Source organism: Nostoc sp. PA-18-2419, from assembly GCF_005869855.1.
Taxonomy (GTDB): Bacteria; Cyanobacteriota; Cyanobacteriia; order Cyanobacteriales; family Nostocaceae; genus Nostoc.
Map to the genome: position 1 here is coordinate 212,563 of NZ_SZNH01000003.1, position 22,476 is coordinate 235,038.

The 22,476-nt window shown below is 41.0% G+C and carries 14 protein-coding genes; 6 read left to right on the plus strand and 8 right to left on the minus strand.

The features are described from left to right. The first annotated feature begins 364 nt into the window (after positions 1-364). Positions 365-1,027 (plus strand): DUF1361 domain-containing protein, encoded by a 663-nt coding sequence (locus tag FCR06_RS04700; protein ID WP_138497682.1) that lies wholly within the window; start codon positions 365-367, stop codon positions 1,025-1,027. 285 nt (positions 1,028-1,312) lie between these two features. Here the strand turns inward: FCR06_RS04700 and trpE are convergent, their stop codons facing one another. The 3 genes from trpE to FCR06_RS04715 all read right to left on the minus strand — a co-directional run bounded on the left by trpE (position 1,313) and on the right by FCR06_RS04715 (position 5,673). Continuing rightward, positions 1,313-2,842, minus strand: a complete 1,530-nt coding sequence (gene trpE / locus FCR06_RS04705) for an anthranilate synthase component I (protein WP_138497683.1) — start codon at positions 2,840-2,842, stop codon at positions 1,313-1,315. Positions 2,843-3,010: 168 nt separating this feature from the next. Further along, positions 3,011-3,430, minus strand: coding sequence for a photosystem I reaction center subunit II PsaD (locus FCR06_RS04710; protein WP_138497684.1), 420 nt, complete (start codon positions 3,428-3,430; stop codon positions 3,011-3,013). A 233-nt stretch (positions 3,431-3,663) separates the two neighbouring features. Beyond that, positions 3,664-5,673 carry a DICT sensory domain-containing protein gene (locus FCR06_RS04715; protein ID WP_138497685.1) on the minus strand — a complete coding sequence of 670 codons (2,010 nt, stop codon included), beginning with the start codon at positions 5,671-5,673 and terminating at the stop codon, positions 3,664-3,666. A gap of 662 nt (positions 5,674-6,335) precedes the next feature. Here FCR06_RS04715 and FCR06_RS04720 point away from each other — a divergent pair. Further along, a complete protein-coding gene (locus FCR06_RS04720) occupies positions 6,336-8,624 on the plus strand; it encodes an amylo-alpha-1,6-glucosidase (RefSeq protein ID WP_138497686.1) in 2,289 nt (762 codons plus the stop codon). 166 nt (positions 8,625-8,790) lie between these two features. Here the strand turns inward: FCR06_RS04720 and FCR06_RS04725 are convergent, their stop codons facing one another. The 4 genes from FCR06_RS04725 to FCR06_RS04740 form a co-directional block, all read right to left on the minus strand. Next, positions 8,791-9,075, minus strand: a complete 285-nt coding sequence (locus tag FCR06_RS04725; protein ID WP_138497687.1) for a hypothetical protein — start codon at positions 9,073-9,075, stop codon at positions 8,791-8,793. Further along, a complete protein-coding gene (locus tag FCR06_RS04730) occupies positions 9,065-9,361 on the minus strand; it encodes a BrnT family toxin (RefSeq protein WP_138497688.1) in 297 nt (98 codons plus the stop codon). Before FCR06_RS04730 ends, FCR06_RS04725 begins: the two co-directional genes overlap by 11 nt. A 261-nt stretch (positions 9,362-9,622) precedes the next feature. After that, on the minus strand, positions 9,623-9,952 hold the full coding sequence (locus FCR06_RS04735) for a DUF2973 domain-containing protein (RefSeq protein WP_189523323.1): 330 nt from the start codon (positions 9,950-9,952) through the stop codon (positions 9,623-9,625). A gap of 304 nt (positions 9,953-10,256) precedes the next feature. Beyond that, a complete protein-coding gene (locus tag FCR06_RS04740; protein ID WP_138497689.1) occupies positions 10,257-10,574 on the minus strand; it encodes a DUF2605 domain-containing protein in 318 nt (105 codons plus the stop codon). Positions 10,575-10,877: 303 nt separating this feature from the next. Here FCR06_RS04740 and thrS point away from each other — a divergent pair, with 303 nt between their 5' ends. The 4 genes from thrS to FCR06_RS04760 all read left to right on the plus strand — a co-directional run bounded on the left by thrS (position 10,878) and on the right by FCR06_RS04760 (position 16,388). Next, positions 10,878-12,731 carry a threonine--tRNA ligase gene (gene thrS, locus FCR06_RS04745; RefSeq protein WP_138497690.1) on the plus strand — a complete coding sequence of 618 codons (1,854 nt, stop codon included), beginning with the start codon at positions 10,878-10,880 and terminating at the stop codon, positions 12,729-12,731. A 184-nt stretch (positions 12,732-12,915) separates the two neighbouring features. After that, positions 12,916-13,827, plus strand: coding sequence for a homoserine kinase (gene thrB / locus FCR06_RS04750; RefSeq protein WP_138497691.1), 912 nt, complete (start codon positions 12,916-12,918; stop codon positions 13,825-13,827). Between the two features lie 192 nt (positions 13,828-14,019). Then, on the plus strand, positions 14,020-14,526 hold the full coding sequence (locus FCR06_RS04755) for a hypothetical protein (RefSeq protein ID WP_138497692.1): 507 nt from the start codon (positions 14,020-14,022) through the stop codon (positions 14,524-14,526). Positions 14,527-14,774: 248 nt separating this feature from the next. Then, entirely contained in the window at positions 14,775-16,388 is a 1,614-nt protein-coding gene (locus FCR06_RS04760; RefSeq protein ID WP_138497693.1) for an NAD(P)H-quinone oxidoreductase subunit 4, read from the plus strand. A 99-nt stretch (positions 16,389-16,487) separates the two neighbouring features. Here the strand turns inward: FCR06_RS04760 and FCR06_RS04765 are convergent, their stop codons facing one another. Then, positions 16,488-22,316: an AAA family ATPase gene (locus tag FCR06_RS04765; RefSeq protein ID WP_138497694.1), complete on the minus strand. Its 5,829-nt coding sequence runs from the start codon at positions 22,314-22,316 to the stop codon at positions 16,488-16,490. Positions 22,317-22,476 lie beyond the last annotated feature (160 nt).

The window sequence follows — 22,476 nt, forward strand, 5'->3', positions numbered from 1 at the left end:
TCTATATAATAGCCAGGATGGGGTAATATTTCAATTCAAAAAGTCCACCAGAAACTATTTTGTAGTGTTTTACTGGTCAGACTTCCTTTCTCTGGTAGATTTTACCCTAATGATTTTCTGGCTATACTAGTGGCTTAAGCTGATTGATTGATAAATTTGATTGTTCAAGATGAAAAATACAAAAATCTAGATTTGGGACATTTATCAATGTGTATTTTCTTTTCACTGAGAAAATACCTTGTCTGGCATTAGAAAAAATAAATTTTCTTGAGAACTACGTAAATTTTATCAGTCAATCACTCAGGTTAACATTAATACTACAAGATAGATTTAGTTCAATTAAACGTCTTCTAAGTTAGCACCTATGAAAGAAGAATTGATAGCCAGAGTTCTACAGGTCTTACGAATTAATATGAGTTGGATGACTTGGAATTTATTTCTGGCTTTTATACCTTTAGCTTTAAGTGTTTGGCTATTTCGCATTAAGCGTGGTGGTACTTGGCTGTGGTGGCTGGGATTCTTAGTATTCTATGCATTCTTACCCAATGCACCGTATTTGTTGACTGATGTGATTCACTTAATAGATGATATTCGCACGATTCAATCGGTATGGATTATTACTTTGGTACTAATTCCTGTGTATTTGTTAGTAATTTTTGCTGGATTTGAAGCTTACGTAATATCATTAATTAATTGGGGCTACTACTTAAATCGTATTGGTAAGAGTCAATGGATTTGGCGCTTTGAGTTGATTACCCATGCTCTTTGCGCTGTCGGTGTTTACTGGGGAAGATTTTTGCGTTTTAACAGCTGGGATTTTATTACTCAACCCGATGCCGTACTTACCAAAGGTGTTGAGGAAATTCTTGGAAAACAGCCATTAGTAATTATCGTTATCACTTTTTTGATACTTATTGGACTGTATTGGATTATGAAACGAGTAACTTTGGGTTTTGTTGGGCAATCAAAAAATTCATATGCTCTTAAAACAGAGCAATCTAATCCTAATACTCCAAATGCTCGATGATTAAAAGCTTTTAATCAAAATTTTGACTTCGATGATTTTAATAAAAATAGCCATAGTCATACCCTTTAGGACATTTTGAAAACGTGAATGTTAGGAATGGTAATAGTTTTACCTCCTGCCTTCTGCTATACCTCCATTACTCATTTGACAACTCAAACTTCCAACTTAGACAATTCTTCAGCCGCTTCATGTAGTACAACTACAGCACATATATTATTCATGGCAGCTTCCACAGAAGTCTTAATATAAAGCCTCAACTTTGTCAGACAGGACAAATGGGCGAATTTAACGTAGACAACGAATTGCTTCTAATAAACCTCTAGCTTTATTGAGCGTCTCTTCATATTCTTTTTCTGGTTCAGAATCAGCTACCAAACCTGCACCAGCTTGTACGCTGACTGTGTTATTATGCACTACCATTGTGCGAATTGCTATAGCACTATTTAATTGTCCTTCAAAATCATAATATCCGTAAACACCAGAATAAACACCCCGCCGACTAGGCTCTAACTCATGGATAATTTCCATTGCCCTAATCTTGGGTGCGCCGCTGACTGTACCCGCTGGAAAACAGGCTTTGAGCAAATCCCATGCTGTTTTATCAAGTGCTAATTTACCCACAACATTGCTGACAATGTGCATGACGTGGGAGTAGCGTTCAACTACCATTAATTCATCGACTTTGACGCTACCACTTTGGCAAACACGCCCTAAATCGTTTCGTCCTAAATCAACAAGCATCACATGTTCGGCAATTTCTTTAGGATCTTGGAGTAAATCCTCAGCAAGAGCTGTATCTTCTTGGGTGGTTTTACCCCGTGGACGTGTCCCTGCGATTGGACGTAGAGTGGCGATCGCTCCACCATTTGGATCGGTTTCGGCTTTCACCATCACTTCTGGACTGGAACCGATGATTTGCCAATCTTGGAAGTGAAAATAAGCCATGTAAGGCGAAGGATTTACCTGACGTAGAGAACGGTAAAGAGCAAAGGGATCGCCTGTGTATGTTGTTGATAATCGCTGGGAAATAACTACTTGGAAGATATCACCAGCTTTGATATATTCTTTTGCCTTTTGGACACTGGCACAAAAATCGGGACGAGTAAAGTTACTCTGATACTCCTCTGCTCCCTTGCTCCCCTGCTCTTCTGCTCCTCTGCTTGTTGGTGGCTTCCATTCCAGCCTAGTTTTTTGCGGTGATAGGGGAAGAGATAGCTTTTCGAGCATTTGGGTAACGCGATCGCCTGCTTGTTGATATGCTGCTTTGAAATCAACTTTTGGGTCGCGTAAATCAGCATAGGCGACCGCCCAAATTTTTCGCTTCACCTGGTCAAAAATCAACAAGTGGTCTACCTGCATCCACAATCCATCAGGGATATTACGCTTATCTGGTGGATGAATTGGTACCCGTGGCTCAATCCAGCGAATTAATTCATAGCCCCAAAACCCAAATAAGCCGCCAATTCCTGGCGGCAACTGTGGTAATTTTACTGGGTGATAAGGTGCCAGACATTGAGCTAAAGCTGTAAAAGGGTCCCCTGCAAAAACTACCTGTGAGCCATCACGGTTGATTTGAGTCGTGCGATCACCCCTTGCTTCCAAAACCCACACCGGATCGCAACCCACTAAACTATAGCGCCCGAGTTTTTCTCCACCTTCTATGGATTCCAACAAAAAACTATAGGGCTGACCTGCACAGACTTTATACCAAGCAGATACTGGCGTATCTAAGTCTGCTACCCATTCCTGATATACCGGAACGAAATTGCCTTGTGCAGCTAGCACAGAAAATTCAGAAAAATCGGGTAATACCATAAATAGCTAGGGGATTGGGGATTGGGGGCTAGGGATTGGAGACTGGGCAAGGAAAGGAGGCAGAGGGGAAGGGGCAGGGTAGACGGGAGAAGCTCCTCCCCTCTGCTCCCCGCTCTCTGCTCCCTGCTTCTTCATAATCTCTAGTCCCCAATACCCAGTAATTAATCCTTATGCATCGTAAGTAGTTTTACCACTGAACTTGAGTTGTGCTGGACTGGGGTTTTGCCCGATGCTACGTGGCACAAAACGCACTTTCTCACGACCTTCATTTACTTTTTCAGGGAAGACACCATCAGCTGGGTGAATATAAATAGTTTCTCCGTTGGGATAAATTCGGTAAACTTTGTAGTCTGCAATCTTGAATTTCCGGAGCTGACCACCGAAAGCGATGCATTGTTCTTTGCGGGCGAAGTACAAGAGGTTTTCGCCTTTGAGCATAGTGGCGGCACCACCTGTAGGCAATTCAAATACTTGCTCTTTCGGGCTAGTCCAAGTGATAGCGTACTTTTCTTCGACTTCTGCTTTAGAAAGCAAGCCACCAGTGTTGCCACCATATCGGGGGGTTTGTCCAGAGAGTGTTTCTGCCATAAGTGTTCTCTCAACGTTTTTAGGGCATCCTAACACCGTAACTAGGATCATATTGCGATCGCGTTATAGACTGTAACAGTTTTTAGTCATTTATGATTTGTCATTTATTAACCTATTAACCAGTCAACAGTGAACAGTGAGCCAGCGCAGTCTTGAGTGTCTCCCCCATGAGCGACTGGCGTTAGCGACACAGGAGCGTCACCCCGGAGGGATCAACTGTCATCTCCCTATCCCTATTTACTTTTGACTTTCGTCCGCTTTTCCTCCTGGGTACTTTGAACAATTGGGATGGTGAAGTGAAACTGACTACCCTGGTCTTTGCCGGCTGACTTAGCCCAAATTTGCCCACCCCAGCCATTGACAATTTGACGACAAATTGCTAGTCCCAGTCCAGTACCACTAGTAGTGCGTCGCAGCGCTCCTTCTTCTTGATAGAAGCGGTCAAAGACGACTTCTAAGCGATTTGGTTCTATGCCACGTCCTGTGTCAGCCACAGTGACCTCGACCATTTGATGGCTGTTGCAAATCGCTTTAATGCTGATTTCTCCTTGAGATGGCGTAAATTTACAAGCGTTGTCTATGAGTTTTGCTATTACTTCTACCAGCCAATCACCATCTGCTCTAACTAAAGGTAGGTTTTGGGGAATTTGAGTCTCGATTTGGGGCGGCTTTTCCGTTGAGGAACGGGTGCGAATGCGGCTGAGTGCTAAATCTACACACTCTTGTAAAGTCAGGGATTCTGGATGCCATTCCACACGACCGCTTTCCAAATTGGAAAGTGTGAGGAAATCTTGCACCAGTTTCCGCATCCGTTCTGAGTCAGCAAGAGCAGTGTTGAGCATCACCTGTTGCAATTCTAAAGGCATATCTGGCTCGCTAGCCAGACTTTCTAAGCACACTTGAATCGTAGACAGGGGGGTACGCAGTTCGTGTCCAGTGATGGCTATCAGGTTGCTGCGGGTGCGGTCTAGGGCTTCTAATTGCTGATTGAGTTCTTCTAGGTTGGCATAAGCTTCGGCTTGGATGAGAGCTGCTCCTACTTGGGTGGCGATCGCTTTGACTAAATCCAATTCTCCAGGTTGGCACTCGTGGGGTGGCATTCGACAGTAGTGTAACTCGACAATGCCCAATAATCGCCCTTGATAAAATACTGGTTCCATCAACCAAGAACGAATCGCAAATTTTTTGGCAATCAAGGAAAGTCCCGCCGAATTAGTAACGCGAGGGTCAGTTTGTGTATCGCTTACATAAATACCTTCGCCTTGTTGCACGATCTCCCGAAATAGGGAATTTTTTTCTAACTCCCAGGTTTGTCCACAAATAGATAAAACACCAGCAGTTAAAGATTCATGTTCAATGGTCGCTTGGCTATCTGTGGCTTGAGCGCGGTAAATTAGACACCTACATGCATTTAAATGTTGTCCTAATTCTTGCGCTGCTACTTGAAGAACTTCGTGAGGATCGAGCGATCGCCGAATGGCAGTACTAATGCTGTTGACTAATCGTTCTTTGCGTGCTTGGGCAGTAATTGAGCGGTAGGCTTTGTGTAATTTGTACTGACTAGCTTGCAAGTAAGTTACTAAGCGCTGCACAAACGGATCTGTGTCAATGTCACATGCATATTCGTTGATTGTATCGGTTCCAAAGTAGGTTCTCGTTTGCCCAATGCCAAACCTCTGACGTGCTTGCTCAATTTTGCTTGCCAGTTCTGGTCTGTAGACCAAAATTCTCTCTAACAGCAATTCGGCAGCTTTGAGGCTAACTCCCCTTTCTGATGTCCAAATTCCCTCAAATCTTCGCGCTGTATCCATATCCATACTGGGGCTTTGCTCTGGTTGTTGCTTGTTTTTAGCAATAGAACCAAGGTTTTCCCGGCAAACCAAACAAGTTGCATAACTGTCAGCAATCACAACCAAATGCCACTCTTGACTTAAGCCATCCTCTGGTTCAAAAGCTACCTTTTCATAGTGTTCGGAACTGTTAGCAAAATCAGTTTCTGGAGCCGACAATACGTATATTTGATTACTTCGCAAGGCAAGTCGCTGGTAGCGATGAGCTTCTTGGCGATAGAATCGCTCTCGCTGAAAACTGGCAATTACAAGGGGTTGAGCTAAAGTCACAGCCAAAACTTGATCTTCCATCGCGTGGGAGAGCGCTGTTAGTGAAGCCTTAAAATATAGCTGGGGCCGCAAGTAGGGTAGGGACTTTAGCAGATCACTCAGCACAGAAGTCGAAATGCTCATGAATTATCGTTAAACGCTCAATCTCAACAAGATCCACGTCACAGCTGCATTGTACAAATTCCAATGGACTCTCAAGTTAAATAGATAGTTTCAATATGTAAACAACGCTAAATAAGCACTTTTTGCTTGAGTAAACGCAACACTTTGTTACCAATTAGCGAAAGTGGGTGCAGGTTTATTTACAAAATGTAACTGGTCGCGGAGCGCTCTGTTACTGGGGACTGGTTTTCTAGAACATACTTCTGATTCTTAATCCCCAATCGCTAATCGTGATTTTTTAAATACTAGACCACTAAGCTCAATATATATTCTCGACCAGCTTTACTATCGAAGCCTTGAGATTGTTGCTAGGGTGCGATGCCCCAAAGTTCCTCACGTAGGTGATTGATACAATCATACTGTTAATCAAAGTATACAGTTGAATAGGTGGAGCGATCGCTACCAAAGCAACAAAACTGACAATTGACAACTGTTAATAATGCCTCAGAACAGATTTTTAAAATCACAGGTAGCTGTGCTGGAATACTTTTGTGAAGTATGGCTAAACCCAAGATTCTCCAGGAAAACCAACTTTCCTCTTTAAGGATATATTGCACCTAATCGATAACAGCTAGAAATAATATGATCGCAAACAGATAGACCTGTAGACGGAACTTTGGCTAATGACACCAGATGCGTTCATGACCCCAGAAAAAATTTTAGTGGATGGAAAAACCTTTATTGCTGCTGAACAATTACCTATTCCGGAGTGGCCTTGTGTTGTGAGTGAAAGACCACAGCCGACACTGACGATTAAAGATGATGATTTATTTTTCGTTACAGATACCATAGGCAACATTTCTGGCTGTTCCCTCAATGATGGGAACCTGAGCATGGGACTGTTTTGTTGTGATACGCGATTTCTCAATCGCTTGGAGCTGCAAATTGAAGGGCGGTCGCCTGTACTCTTAAGTAGTACTGCCCAAAAAGGCTTTTCAGTCTCAGTTTTGTGTACCAACCCGAAAATCGACGAACGCTTGAAAGCAGAAACTGTAGGAATTCGTCGGGAAATGGTACTCAATGGCGCGCTATTTGAAGAAATAGAGATTTCTAACTACAGCACAACCACCGTCAGTTTTGAACTCAGCATCAGCTTTGATGCCGATTTTGTTGATTTATTTGAAGTTCGAGGTTATGACAGAGAAAAACGGGGTAGGCTATTACGCTTAATGGAACCAACAGCCGAAGAAGGAACATTTTCTTTTGGTAATGGGGTTTCGCCTGTAGCCAAAGCAGACACCTCTAGGGAAGAATCTTTAACACTCGCCTATCAAGGTGTAGATGGCTCAGTGATGGAATCGCGCCTTCTATTCCAACATCACCAACCAGACTATTTCAAGGGTTATACTGCGGTCTGGCAACTAGACTTGGCTTCTCACGAAACCCAAAAGCTCGGTTACCGAGTGAACATGTTGACCAACAACAAGTCTACTTCAACTGTCAGCGCCCCTGCTACCTTAGGACAAGCGAAAGATGCTGAGTGGATGGAAGAACAACGTTGGGTACAACAAATTACACGGATTAGCTCAGATAAGAGTATCTTCAATCGAGTAATTGAGCGAGCTGAGCAAGATATGTATTTGTTGCGTCAGTCCTTTGGTAAGCACAAAACTGTTTCCGCCGGAGTACCGTGGTTTTCTACATTGTTTGGGCGAGATTCGCTGATTACAGCTTCCCAAACTTTGATGTTAAACTCGCAAATTGCTAAAGAAACCCTGATATTACTCGCGACATACCAAGGTCAAATTGACGATGAATGGTGTGAAGAAGAACCGGGTAAGATTTTACATGAGTTACGTTTGGGGGAAATGGCTCGCTGTCAAGAAATTCCCCATACACCTTACTACGGTACAGTTGACGCTACTCCTTTGTGGTTGATGCTATATGCGGAATATTATGCTTGGACTCACGACCAAGAACTTCTAGAGCAACTTTGGCCCAATGCTCTAGCAGCAATGGAGTGGATTGATCGCAATACCAAACAAACCAGCTACCTCAGCTACTACCGTAGATCTAAACGCGGTCTTGTTAACCAAGGTTGGAAAGATTCTGGTGATTGTATTGTTGACTACAAGGGAGAATTAGCCAACGGTCCAATTGCCTTGTGTGAAGTCCAAGCTTACGTCTATGCTGCAAAAATGCGCTTAGCAGAAATAGCTAGAATGAAGAAGCGGCTTGATTTAGCAGACCGTTGGCAAGAAGAGGCGAGAAATCTCAAGGTGCGTTTTAATCAAGATTTTTGGATGGAAGACCAGGATTTCTGCGCTTTGGCTTTGGATGGAGATGGTAAGCGAGTAGATAGTATTACCTCAAATCCCGGTCATTGTCTGAATTTGGGTATCTTTACACACGAAAAAGCCTACAGTGTAGCAGAACGGTTACGGGGACCAGATATGTTTAACGGTTGGGGCATTCGTACCTTGAGTAGCTTGTCACCTGCTTATAATCCAATGGGCTATCACATAGGTTCAGTTTGGCCTCATGATAACGCTTTGATTGCAATGGGATTGCGATCGCTCGGTCTTATTGACCAAGCACTGGAAATTTTCCAAGGTTTATTGGACATGACTAGTCAGCAATCCTACCAACGTCCTCCAGAACTTTTCTGTGGGTACGAACGTAACGGTGATAATGCCCCCGTGCAGTATCCAGTCGCCTGTACTCCCCAGGCTTGGGCTACTGGGAGTATCTTCCAATTACTGCAAATGATGGTCAACTTGGTGCCTGATGCTCAAAATAACTGTTTGCGAATCATCGACCCAGCTTTACCAGAATCAATTAATCGCCTGTGCTTACATAATTTACAAGTTGGTACTACCATCCTCGATTTAGAATTCGAGCGTTCTGGTAGTACGACTGCTTGTCGCGTTGCCAAAAAACGCGGGAATCTGCGGGTAGTTATCGAAGCATAGCAAGGGAGTAGGGAGTGGTGAATTTCTACTCCCTACTCACCACTTCCTTTTTCAACTTATTAACGAAATTCAACTAAATTTAGAACAACACAAGACAGTATTATGCAGTTTACCTTACAGGTGAATCTTACCTTATTGAAATACTGGGTGTAACCAGAACATTAAACTACCGCTCAGTAGCTTCGCTAAGTGCTTCACGAATGATGTCATCACTGACACCATGCCGTTTTAGGCTGGCAATCAATGTAGAAACAGTATCACTCTCAAGTCGCTCAAGATCGGCTCTCAGTCCTTGTCCGATGTAAGCACGAATTAATGGCTGATAACCAGAAAACCCTAATAATGGTGCTACTTGCTTCAAATCCTCAATCACATCTTCAGGAATGCGAATTGTGATTGTCGTCATTGGACGATTTTTATCGAGTCGCTTTTTTAAAACTTCAGCTTTCATAGTATTCACATTCCTTACTCGTCGCTTTCTGAGCCGAGACGATCCGAATCATGTCTTTTTCACGTTCAATGTAGACAACGTATAGAAGATTACATCGTCTATATAAGCCAATCACAGCATCCCGTTCCTCATCGTTACGGCTAGCATTAACCACAACTAGAAACGGATCGAAGAAAGCTTCTGTGGCTTGCTCAAACGTTATACCATCATGGTTGCTGGGATTAATGCGGGCTTTGTCTTCGTTCCAAACAAAGGTTACACCACTCAGCACGAAATACACATCCATGCTTGATAGTCTAAGGAAGATGTATTTACGTTGTCAATACACTTTATTATAAAAACTTACAATTACAATTCAAGGCTGAATTTTGATGAGTGCCAAAACCTTGCAATGCTCATCTGTTTTTTGTCTTTCTGAATGTGATAAATAATGCTATCAGAAGTATGGGGAAGCGATCGCCAATAAAAAACCTTGGTGGTTACTTTGCACTATCGCACTCCTCCAAGGTTTGTCCTAATCTTTAACTTTTAATTCCTAACTTTATTTCTATGCTTCTTCGGAATTTTCACTTTTATGCCCTGGAGATGCTTCGTAAAGTGCATCTAAATGCTGGCGAGCATCTTCAACATTAATCGAACGCATTACTAATAATGGCTCTTTAATTAAATTACCTGCGTTATCTAATAACTCTGGATGTGGTACAAACTGTTTTCTCGATGCGTAATAACCAAAACTACCTTGACTACCCATTGGCGAAGAATTCGCTGGGTAAGTTCGCTCCCGATCAAAACTGAACATAATCAGGTTACGAATCAAATTACCAACAGCTATAAATGCAAGGATTGTAAAAGCAAAGATGTAAAGCAGGTGTAACATTGGATTTTCCTCCAGGGCAGCAATTTTTAAAAGTTTATTTTGTAACGTTTTGGTTCGCCGACGCTGCGGCTCACGTTTAAGCTCACAGTTAGGACGATTATTTAACGCACTTTTCATGCGCATGTATTGAAATGGAGCGATCTGTCAACCGTTATTCCACTTACGGTAACATAGGATACATTATTTTGTTAATGGAAACAAACTTAAGATAGTGTTAAGAATTTTGTACTATTTAGTTAACGATTGAATATCTCATCTTCCAATTGTTAAGCTGTGTGCGGTATCTAACTTTAACTGATGGTATTTACGCTTCAGGTGCTTGATGAAAGCGCATTCCTACATTCCAACATTCTGTGACTAATTGATGCCAAGGCATCAAAGTTGCCATATCAATCCCAACTTGTCCATCAGTAGCGTTAAACAGCATTTTTGCAGTATTTAGTTCTTCTTGCGCTTGCTTAACCCGCGACAGCAAGTCAGATTGCTCTTGGTTGCTCATAAATGAGAGTTGGTTGGTTTCGAGTAAATCGCGCGAGCGCGTAAACCAAAACTGAAAATCGTCTAGCAATGGTTCCAAAACCCTTTTAAGCAACTGAGTCCCTGGTAAATCTGAGTCTGGCATAAATCAGAGGAATATTTCCAACTTTCTTAGCTAATATTAACGTTATTTACGATTCTTAACAATTGTCTTATTTCTCTCACACACAATCAATTGAAAATTTTCGGATTTTTGTAGCAAAAATTACATTTTCAATTATATATTTTTGCTAAGGCGTTTGTACACTTCCTTTAGAAAGGTGTCTATAGATATAGATGAAGATTAGGGGAGGTAGCAGGTAGAAATAAACAATGCCTAATGCCAATGCCGTTATATTTGAATAAGCCTACAAATTCACATCAATCGTCTTTTGTAATCACTTCGTCAATGGTTCAGCAGCCAATGTCGCTAAAATTATCATCAAATTCTTCACAAGAGTTAGAAAAACCTGAAAAAATTTATTTACCGCGTACCAGCGAATCAGAGAAATTAAAAAAGATTCGTCATACTGCTTCCCATGTGATGGCAATGGCAGTACAAAAGCTGTTTCCCAAGGCGCAAGTTACAATTGGCCCTTGGATTGAAAACGGATTTTATTATGACTTCGATAATCCAGAACCATTTAGCGAAAACGATCTTAAAGCCATCAAAAAAGAGATGGTAAAGATTATCAATCGTAAATTGCCAGTTATTGAGGAAGAAGTCAGTCGCGAAGAAGCCGAACGCCGGATTGAGCAAATTAACGAACCTTACAAGCTAGAAATTCTAGCAGACATCAAAGAGGAACCTATCACAATTTACCATTTAGGGAATGAATGGTGGGATTTATGTGCGGGACCTCATCTGGAAAATACTAGTGAATTAAACCCCAAAGCTATTGAATTAGAAAGTGTTGCTGGTGCTTATTGGCGTGGGGATGAAACCAAAGCCCAACTCCAACGCATCTACGCCACCGCTTGGGAAAGTCCAGAACAACTTGCTGAGTATAAGCGACGCAAAGAAGAAGCGTTGCGGCGAGATCATAAAAAACTCGGTAAAGAACTGGGATTATTTGTATTCTCTGATTTAGTGGGACCTGGTTTACCTTTGTGGACTCCTAAAGGTACTCTGTTGCGAAGTATTTTAGAAGACTTCCTCAAACAGGAACAATTAAAACGAGGTTATTTGCCTGTAGTAACGCCTCACATAGCCAGAGTTGATTTATTTAAAACCTCTGGACACTGGCAAAAATATAAAGAAGATATGTTTCCTTTGATGGCGGAGAATGCAGAAGCAGCCGCAAACGAAGTGGGCTTCGTGATGAAGCCGATGAATTGCCCTTTCCACATCCAAATATATAAGAGTGAGTTGCGTTCCTACCGAGAACTACCGATGCGCTTGGCAGAATTCGGTACTGTTTATCGCTACGAACAATCTGGGGAATTGGGAGGTTTAACGCGGGTACGCGGTTTTACTGTAGATGATTCTCACTTGTTCGTCACCCCAGAACAGCTAGATAGCGAATTCCTCAGCGTGGTAGATTTGATTTTGTCGGTATTCAATAAACTACAACTGAAAAATTTTAAAGCTAGACTTAGTTTCCGCGATCCAACTAGTGATAAGTACATCGGTGACAGTGAAGTTTGGGACAAAGCCGAAAGTGCGATTCGCCGTGCAGTTGAAACCTTGGGAATGCAACACTTTGAAGGAATCGGAGAAGCAGCATTTTACGGCCCTAAACTCGATTTTATCTTTAGTGATGCTTTAGAACGGGAGTGGCAATTAGGAACCGTACAAGTAGATTATATTTTGCCAGAACGTTTTGATTTAGAGTACGTTGCTGAAGATGGTTCTCGCAAACGTCCGGTAATGATTCACCGTGCGCCTTTTGGTTCCCTAGAAAGGCTGATTGGTATTTTGATTGAAGAGTATGCGGGTGATTTTCCTTTATGGTTGGCACCAGTGCAAGCGAGATTACTGCCAGTAGGTGAAGCACAATTAGATTTTACTCAACAAGTTGCAACAAAGATGCGAGCATTAGGTATCCGTGCAGAGGTGGATACTAGTGGCGATCGCTTGGGTAAACTGATTCGCAACGCAGAGAAAGATAAAATACCAGTGATGGCAGTTGTGGGAGCTAAGGAAGTGGAAACTAACACCTTGAGTATCCGTACCCGTGCCTCTGGGGAATTGGGAGCTATTTCTGTAGATGAAGTGTTGGATAAAATGAAAGTGGCGATCGCTGACTTCGATAATTTCTAATACAAAGTAGGGTGGGCAATACTTATCTTAGAAAATTATATATACAGCGGTTTGCAATCAACTAAAGTACAAACAATTCGTAGGGTAGTACAGCTAACTGTGCTACCCTACTCAATTAAAAACCAGATGAGCAAATTAACCTTTTGCGTGGGATGCTGGTTGATTGATTAGGGAGTATTTGCAGATGTCTGTTGTTTGTGATGTCACTGTTACTGTTCCCGCTACAACTGCTAATTTAGGGCCTGGTTTTGATTGCATCGGTGCAGCTTTAAAGCTGTACAATCAGTTCAAGTTCACTCGTGTGGAAGAGGGTGGGTTAACGATCGCTGTCACAGGTGAAGAAGCTCAACGAGTACAAACCGATCAAAGCAATCTCCTTTACCAAGCGTTTATTAAGTTCTATCAACATATAGAGCAGACACCACCACCAGTGAAAATAGAAATTCAACTAGGTGTACCGTTAGCTAGGGGTTTGGGTAGTTCAGCCACCGCAATTGTTGGTGGGTTGGTGGCGGCGAATCAACTTGAGGGTGCGCCGCTGAGTCAGTCGCAGGTAATGGAATTGGCTATCGCTATGGAAGGACATCCTGATAATGTAGTTCCAGCTTTGTTGGGCGGATGTCGTCTGGCTGCTTCTGGTGGTGCAGGTTGGGAAATTTGTGATGTTCCTTGGCATCAAGATATCATTCCAGTTGTAGCTATTCCTAATTTTGAACTTTCCACTTCCGAAGCACGGCGCGTTCTGCCAACGGAAGTCAGCCGTGCAGATGCTATTTTTAATACTGCACACTTGGGTTTATTATTGCGCGGCTTGGAAACTGGGAAAGCAGAATGGTTAAAAACAGCTTTGCAAGATAAATTGCATCAACCATATCGTAAAACTTTAATTCCTTGTTACGATGCCGTGAATCTAGCGGCTGTAACAGCCGGTGCTTATGGCATGGTGATTAGTGGTGCAGGACCGACACTGTTGGCTTTGACAGATGAGTTACACTCACAAGCTGTAGAAGCAGCAATGTCCAACACTTGGGAACAAGAAGGAATTACAGCCAAAGTGCGATCGCTTTCTCTAGATATCCAAGGCACAAAAAGTTAGAAGATTAGTAAATTGGGTAAACAGGGAGTGTTGACTGATGACTGATGACTGATGACTGTTGGCTGTTGAGTTAGCAGTTAAAAGTTATTCTCCCCACCTCCCCTTATCCCAGAGGGGGCCCCACCTTCCCCATCTCCCCTTATCCCCAGAGGGGGCCCCACCTTCCCTACCTCCCCACTCCCCACTCCCCTTATGGATCAAATTCAAGTTGAAATAGCTGCGCTTAAGTCTCAAATTCAGGTTCTCCAACAAGAACGCGCTGCACTCACTATTAATAATATTATTGACGAGAATGATTCACCTCTGGCAATTGTTGAGGCTTACCGTAGCCAAGCTAGAGAAAATCCCCAATTATCTGCTGAACTCAAAGGCATAGATGATGCAGTTGCAGCACTGGAATTGCAACTACAGCAAAAACAAGGCCAATTAGCCCGTTGGGAAATTGAATCAAAACAACTTACCCAACAGCAGCAGCTAGAAGAAGCCAAAAAAGTAGCTCAGGTTCATGCTCAACGCATTAATCAACTTGCAGCAGAACTAGCTACAGAAATTCGGCTACTCAAAGCGTGCGCCGATCAACTTAGTCCGATTTATTGGCAAGTTTATTACAAACCTTTCATTACTGGGTTCAAGACAATCTCTGTTCCTTACGTCCGCTCTGATGGTGAAGTCTGGACAATTGTCAACCGAATTGTCTGAAATCTGAGCAAACACTCATCATCCCAAAATTAGACTAAACCCTAACTTAAGACGGTGGCATTAGCCGCCGTTTTCTGTTGACGTAGCAAAAATTTACATTTAGAATTGTCTAGAGTAGCTATAGATAAGTATTTATTACTATCTAAAACGAAAATTTAATCTTTTTGAGGGCAATCGCGTTTACAAAAGTACAAACTCCTTAATATAATGTAATTAAAATTGAAAGCTTAAATTAATTGTCAGAAGTGATGAATGCTATAGAATTTCCTTGGCTAACAGCCATAATTGCCTTGCCATTGGTGGCTGCCTTAGCTATCCCATTAATCCCAGATAAAGAGGGAAAAACCGTCCGTTGGTATGCTTTAGGAATTGCTTTTGCAGATTTTGCATTGATGATTTATACCTTTTGGTATAAATACGACTTTCAAAGTTCAACACTCCAACTGATAGAAAACTACCCTTGGGTACCGCAGTTGAGTTTACATTGGGCTGTGGGGGTTGATGGTTTATCAATGCCCCTGGTACTTCTGACAGGCTTAATAAATACCCTCGCAATCTTCGCGGCTTGGAAAGTTACCAACAAGCCGCGATTATTTTATGGTTTGATGCTAGCGATGTACAGCGCCCAGCTTGGGGTGTTTGTTGCTCAAGATTTGCTGTTGTTCTTCCTAATGTGGGAAATCGAATTAGTGCCGGTTTACCTGCTAATTTCCATTTGGGGAGGACAAAACCGCCGTTATGCAGCTACTAAGTTCATTCTTTACACTGCTGCTGCCTCGATATTTATCTTGGTAGCGGGCTTTGCAATGGCATTCTCAGGAGATACCGTCAGTTTCGATACGGCGACTCTGGGAATGAAAGAATATCCTAAAACTTTAGAACTATTAGTTTACGCAGGTTTCTTGATTGCCTTCGGTGTAAAACTGCCGATTTTCCCTTTACACACTTGGCTACCTGATGCTCATGGTGAAGCATCAGCACCCGGTTCGATGATTTTAGCTGGTGTGTTATTGAAAATGGGTGGTTATGCTCTTATCCGCTTCAACGTTGAAATGCTGCCTGATGCCCATGTTTACTTTGCTCCAGTGCTAGCGATTTTGGGTGTGGTGAACATTGTCTATGGTGCTTGCTGTGCCTTTGCCCAAACTAATCTTAAACGTCGCTTGGCTTACTCTTCAATTGCCCACATGGGGTTTGTGCTGATTGGAATTGCCTCTTATACAGAAATTGGTATCAGCGGTGCAGTACTACAAATGGTTTCCCACGGTTTGATTGCTGCTAGCTTGTTCTTCTTATCTGGTGTCACTTACGATCGCACCCACACCTTAATGATGGACAAAATGGGCGGAATGGCGAAGGTAATGCCCAAAACTTTTGCTCTGTTTACCGTTGGTTCAATGGCTTCTCTCGCCTTACCAGGAATGAGTGGTTTTGTAGGTGAGTTGATGGTATTTCTGGGTATAGCTACCAGTGATGTTTACAGTTCTAGCTTCAAAGTTGTAGTAGTGCTGCTATCAGCAGTTGGCGTGATTTTGACACCGATTTACTTACTGTCAATGTTGCGTCAAGTCTTCTACGGTAAGCAAAATCAAGAGTTGCACTTGGATGCTGTAATATCTGATGTCAAACCTCGGGAAATATTTATTACTGCTTCTCTGCTGCTACCAATCATTGGTATTGGCTTCTATCCTAAGTTGGCAACGCAGACTTATGATGTGAAGGCAGTCGAATTAGCTACCCATGCTCGCCAAGTTCTACCAGTTGTTGCTCATCAGCAACCATCAAGTCTGTACTCGCATATTTTTACAGCACCAACCTTGGCTAGTTCTGAAGTTGAAAGTTTAATTAATATTTCAAAGTAAAATATACATCCTACGAAGGGTGCTGGAATTAAATTCTAATATGAGGGGAATAAAGGGGTGGTTTCATAGCCACCCCTAAAATTTGTTCATAGAGAATTGCTATGAGATAACTGGAAGCTCAATGATAAATTCCGATCCTTCACCAAGAATAGAATTACAAATCAATCGCCCACCGTGAGTTTCCTCAATAATTTGACGAGCGATCGCTAATCCTAATCCTGTTCCTTTTCCAACCTCTTTAGTTGTAAACAGGTGGTCGAAAATTCGTACTCTGATTTCCTCTGGGATTCCTGGCCCGTTATCTTTGATGCGAATTATTACTGCACTTTCGTCACTAGATACTTCGGTAAAAATCAATATTTGTTGATAATTTTTGAGGATTTTAGCAAAAGAAAGCGTTTCAGTGTAGGAATCTAAGGCATCAATTGCATTCGCCAGAATGTTCATAAATACTTGATTTAGTTGTCCTAAAAAACACTTAACAGGTAGTAATTTACCGTACTCTGTGATGACTTCAATTGCTGGGCGTTTTTCATTAGCTTTCAGGCGATACTTCAAAATCAACAGCGTACTTTCAATCCCTTCATGAAGATTACAAGCAACTTTTTCAGATGTATCGGCTCTAGAAAAAGTGCGGAGACTAGTGCTAATGTCTTGAATTCGTTCGCAAGCGACTTTCATTGAGCCTATTAGCTTAGGTAAATCCTCACTCAGAAATTCTAAGTCAACATCTTGTCCATGTTCAATGACTGGTGGGGCTGCGGTGGGATGATATTGTTGGTAGCATTGGATATGGGCAAGTAAATCTTGGATATACTCTTCGGCATTGCTGAGACTGCCCTTGAGAAATCCAACAGGATTATTAATTTCATGAGCCACACCTGCAACCAAGTTTCCTAAAGTTGCCATTTTTTCATTTTGCACGATTTGTAATTGGGCTTGCTTAAGTTCTTGTAGCGTCGCCTCCAACTCGTGGGATTTCTCAAGGATTACGGCTTCTGTTTGTTTGCGCTCGCTTATATCTCGCACAATTGCTAATGTATGAGGCTTACCGTTGTACATACACTTGGTAGCTTTAACCTCAAAGTCAAACAAAGTTCCATCTCTACGCAAACAAACACCTTGACAAAAGAATTGCCGATCTGATTTGAGAACTTCCAGATGATCTGCAAACAGATGCAGCGAGTCTGGGTGAATTAAATCGCCTGGAGTCAGACTGAGAAACTCTTCGTAGGAAGCACAGCCATGCATCTGCCATAATGTTGTGTTTGCTGCGACAATCGCGCCAGTTTCAAAATCACAAATAGATAGTCCATCACTGACAGCTTCAAAGATGTTGCGATACTGTTCTTCTTTTTGAGCAATCAATCTAGATTTTTCCTGTTCGCTGGCATAGAGATGAGCATTTGTTAAGGAAATCGCTGCTTGGTTACAAAGTAAATTTAATACTTGCAGGCGATCGCTGGTAAATGCGCCAATTGTCAACCGATTTTCTAAATACAATAATCCAATTAATTGGTCTTGATGTAATATTGGTTTACACAATACACTTTTTGGTTGTTCCTGTATTAAATATTCGTCGAAACTAAAGTCGTTGGCGGCTGTTGCATCATCTAGCACAACAGTTTTTAAACTGTGTTTGACATAGTTTACCAATGCGAGCGGAATGCTGTCACTGCTTGACAATGGTAGAGATACAAGCTTAACTCCTTCATTAATAGTGGCTACGGCTTCAACTATTAAATTATTCTGTTTAAGTACAAGTAAAGCAGCTTTTTTTGCTCCTGCATTTTCAATCACTAATTGCAATAAGGTAGTGAACAATTGCTCTAATTTAATTTCACTGGATAGACTTTGTAAAGCTTTAAAAATAGTGATAAAATCTAGTGTCTCTGAAATACTATTCTTAGAAAGATTTGTTTGGATGGTTTGATGTTTGAATAAAGATTTATCAAGATTTGAGCTTTGTTCAACACGATAATGTTGCGTTTGTAAGATTGGGGCAAGAAGTTGGGGGTAGCGTTTTTCTAGGTCGTTGGTTTTGGCTTCAGCACCCCAACGAGCATAGCAGTAATAGGCTTCTTGCATATAAGCTTGGGCAATTTTTTCTTTGCCCCAATCTAAGTAGAACTTAGCTGCTAACTCATTGCTCAAGCCTTCTTCTTGGATGTATTCATTTTCTTTGGCAAGAGAAATAGCGCGATCATACAGTTCCATTGCTGCCATTTTTTCCCCTAGAACCCGATGGCGTTCTGCCTCCACCAAATCATATTTATGCTGGAAATTCATTGGGGCAAATTTAGCTTTAAACTGCAATTTTTCCTGGTTATCATTAACCTTCAAAAGTAATTGCTTTTGTTGAGAAGACTCAGTTTTGGGATAGACTGCAAGCCTGGATAAAGAATCGTAGTAGTAAAAAATTGGTACAGATAGCATTCCAGCAGCACCGCTGAGATATTGCTCTCCTTGATTTGCATTTTCAACTGCTGCAATAAAATTCTCAAACAGATAACTGAGTGTTAACTTACTAAGGAAAAGTATATGGAGTGTTAATTGGTCGTTTTGTTCAATTAGTGCTGACAAGAGTTGTTCTTCTTCACAATATTTCCCAATGATAAATTCTGGATGCTCACTATATTTAGTTAAATTTTGAATATTTTGACAGAGAATAATAGACCAATTTAATAAGCGCTGATTTTTAGCAAAATGTGACTCGTACTTTTTAATATCTGCTAGCAAGATTTCTAAAACTTCTGTGCCACTTAAATATATATAAAATAACTGGAAAATTATTGATGCAAGTACGTGAAAAAAATCACCCGTCTCTAATCCAATAGTATAGGATTCCTGTAATAATCTAATTGAATCACGAACGTGTTGTTTATTAAATTGATTTAATGCAGCCACCTTAAACATAGTCATGCTTTGCACTGATTTTGCTTCAAATCTGTCCACAAGCATTAAAGCTAGTTTACCAAATTCGTAACCTAGCTCTAGTTGATTACAAGTATTAAGTACAATTCCAAAATCTGCATACCCTGGTGCAGAGAGTAGCGCATTGCCATATTTCAGGGATAAATTCACCTGTTGGCAGGCAATAACTGGTAATAGATATGAGGAAGTTTGGTGGATAGCCGGAGCAATGCTAGCCATAATCCGTAATGCAAGCAAAGCTTTGGTATCATCCATCAATGGCAAATCTACTAAGCTGTTAATATTTCTGCCTGCTAAGGTGGACAACGTGTTGATTACATATTGTTGAATATCTGGAGGTGTTACTGATTCAGGTAATATTACCCCAAGTTGAGCGAGAAGTTCGCATCCAGTTGCGATCGCTTGCAATGGTTGACCTTGAACTTGATAAGCATGGAGTTTGACTTCATAAACTTTTACTTTATCAAGAAAAGTGGTTGTTAGTTGGAGTACAACCTCAATCAAAGATTCCATCTGCTGAAATTCATTGTTGAGAAAAGCTGCTTCTGCGGCTTCTTCATATAAATTGAGAGTCAATTTGTAAGCAACTTCCCAACTATTAATTGCCAAAAGTTGAATTCCAGAATTTAAGTAATGAATTGCTGTAGCATAAGCGGTAGCTTCTTTCGCTTTTCGACCAGCATTCAGATTTAATTGAGCTAATTGTTGGCGTTCATTTGGCTCAGTGATTAGTGCTGTTCCCCAATTCAACTGACTGACAATCTTAAAAATTTGCTCCTCTTGCTGAAGCTGTGGCGTATTTTCTAAGAGCAATCGACCAATTTGCAGATGGGTAAACTGTTTCTGCTCATCTGGAATCAGCGAATAGGCTGCTTGCTGCACGCGATCATGTAAAAATTTATAAGTAACTGTCATTTGTTCTTGGTCATTGACTGTTTGTTTATTAGCCTCTCCAAATGACAAACAATTATTAACAAATAATTCCTGTTGATAAAACTTATAAACTTCACTAGTCGGTAAAATTAAACCTTCCTCTAAGGCTTTCCACAAAGATGCTGCTGTGTCGGCTGCTGATTTCTGAGAAATAATTGCTAATGTGAGCAAATCAAAAGAGTTACCAATAGACGCAGCTAATTTCAGCACATTCTGTGTTGCTGCTGGCAATTTCTGTAACTGTAGTCCTACGAACTTTACCACATCGTCAGTTAGAGCCAGCGCTTTAACAGCAGCGATATCACATTGCCAATGCCGTTGGTCAAAATTAAAAGTAATCAGTTTGTCTTCATACAATGCTTTAAGAAATTGAGTTACAAAAAATGGATTTCCCTGAGTTTTTAGAGAAATAAGTTCTGTTAATGGTTGGGCAATTTTACCCGAACAATTGAGAGTATCGCCCACTAAAAGATTTAAGCTAGCTTGAGAAAGGGGAGCTAAAGTGATGTTGTGAATCTTAGCATTGGTCTTATAAATATCTGCTAAAGTCAACATCAAGGGATGCGTAGTAGAGACTTCATGATCGCGATAAGCTCCAATTAAGAGTAAATATCCACTCTCTGACTGCATCAACAACTGAATTAATTTAAATGATGCCGAATCAGCCCACTGCAAGTCATCAAGGAAAATTACTAATGGATGTTCTTTTGTGGTGAATATTTGAATGAAGTTTTGGAAGAGTAAATTAAAGCGATTCTGGGCTGCACTTGGTGTTACTTTTGTTGCACGTGGTTGTTTGCCAATAATTTTTTCTAGTTCTGGAATTACCTCGAGAATCACTTGCCCATTTTCGCCTAATGCTTGTAAAATTTTATTTTTCCAAGTTGACAATTGAGCATCACTTTCAGTCAGCAATTGCCGCATCAAATCTCGAAACGCTTGTACAAAGGCAGAAAAAGGAATATTGCGATTAAATTGATCGAATTTACCTTTAATAAAATAGGCTCGTTGGCGAACAATAGGTTTATAAATTTCATTGACTACAGCTGTTTTACCAATCCCAGAAAAACCAGCTATCAGCATTAGTTCCGTCTGATTATTAGTAATGCGGTCAAAGGCTTTTAGCAGAGTTTCAATTTCACCCTCACGACCATAGAGTTTCTCTGGTATGATAAAGCGATCGTACACATCGCGTTGTGCTATCCTAAAATCTTTAATTTCACCAGTTTCTTCCAATTGAGCCAAACAATTCTCTAAATCAAACTTTAGCCCTAAAGCACTTTGATAGCGGTCTTCGGCATTTTTCGCTATCAATTTCATCACAATGTCTGATAGAACTTGCGGAATCTCTTCACTTTTAATTTCTTTTGGGTGTTTAGCAATATGACAATGTACTAATTCCAGCGGTTCTTTTGATTCAAATGGTAATTGCCCAGTTAATAATTCATAAAAAGTTACACCTAAAGAGTAAAAATCAGTCCGGTAGTCAATCCCGCGATTCATCCGTCCGGTTTGCTCAGGGGAAATATAAGCAAGTGTTCCTTCTAATACATTGGGACTGATTAATGTTTGAGTTTCTCGTGGTAATAAAGATGCAATACTAAAGTCAATTAATTTAACTTGTTTACTTTCTGGATTAATTAAAATATTCGCAGGTTTGATGTCTTTGTGAATAATGCGATGATGATAAAGTATATCCAATATATTGCACAAAGAAATAGCTACTGATAAAAAATTATTTAGAGATAGTAATATTCCTTGTTTAAGAATCCATTTTGCTAGAGAAATTCCCCCAAATTCCATTACTAATGCATAACCATTCTGATATGGTTCTAGACTGTAAGTTTGGATAATTTCTGGTACGTTGAGATTTTTAGAAATAGTGTATTGGTTGCGAAACGACAAGAGTTCACTAAAACTAGGATAAGGATTCTTCAGCAGCTTAATTGCTACGGATTTGCGATCGCTATCTCGAATCGCACGATAAACCAAGGTTCTCGAACCGTTATAAAGTTCTTCACTAATTTGATACCCTGGAATATTGATCTGGGTAATTGCCATATTGTTAAATTCTAACCTTGACAATTTATTATTCCCAAATGACTAAGATTCTCGTCTTTTCTTCTTAAATCAGCAAATAGCAAACAGTTATCAGATTTATGGTGTGCTGTTACGATGCATCAACGCTTACCACCAACTTTTTGGGAACACTTTCAGCCAA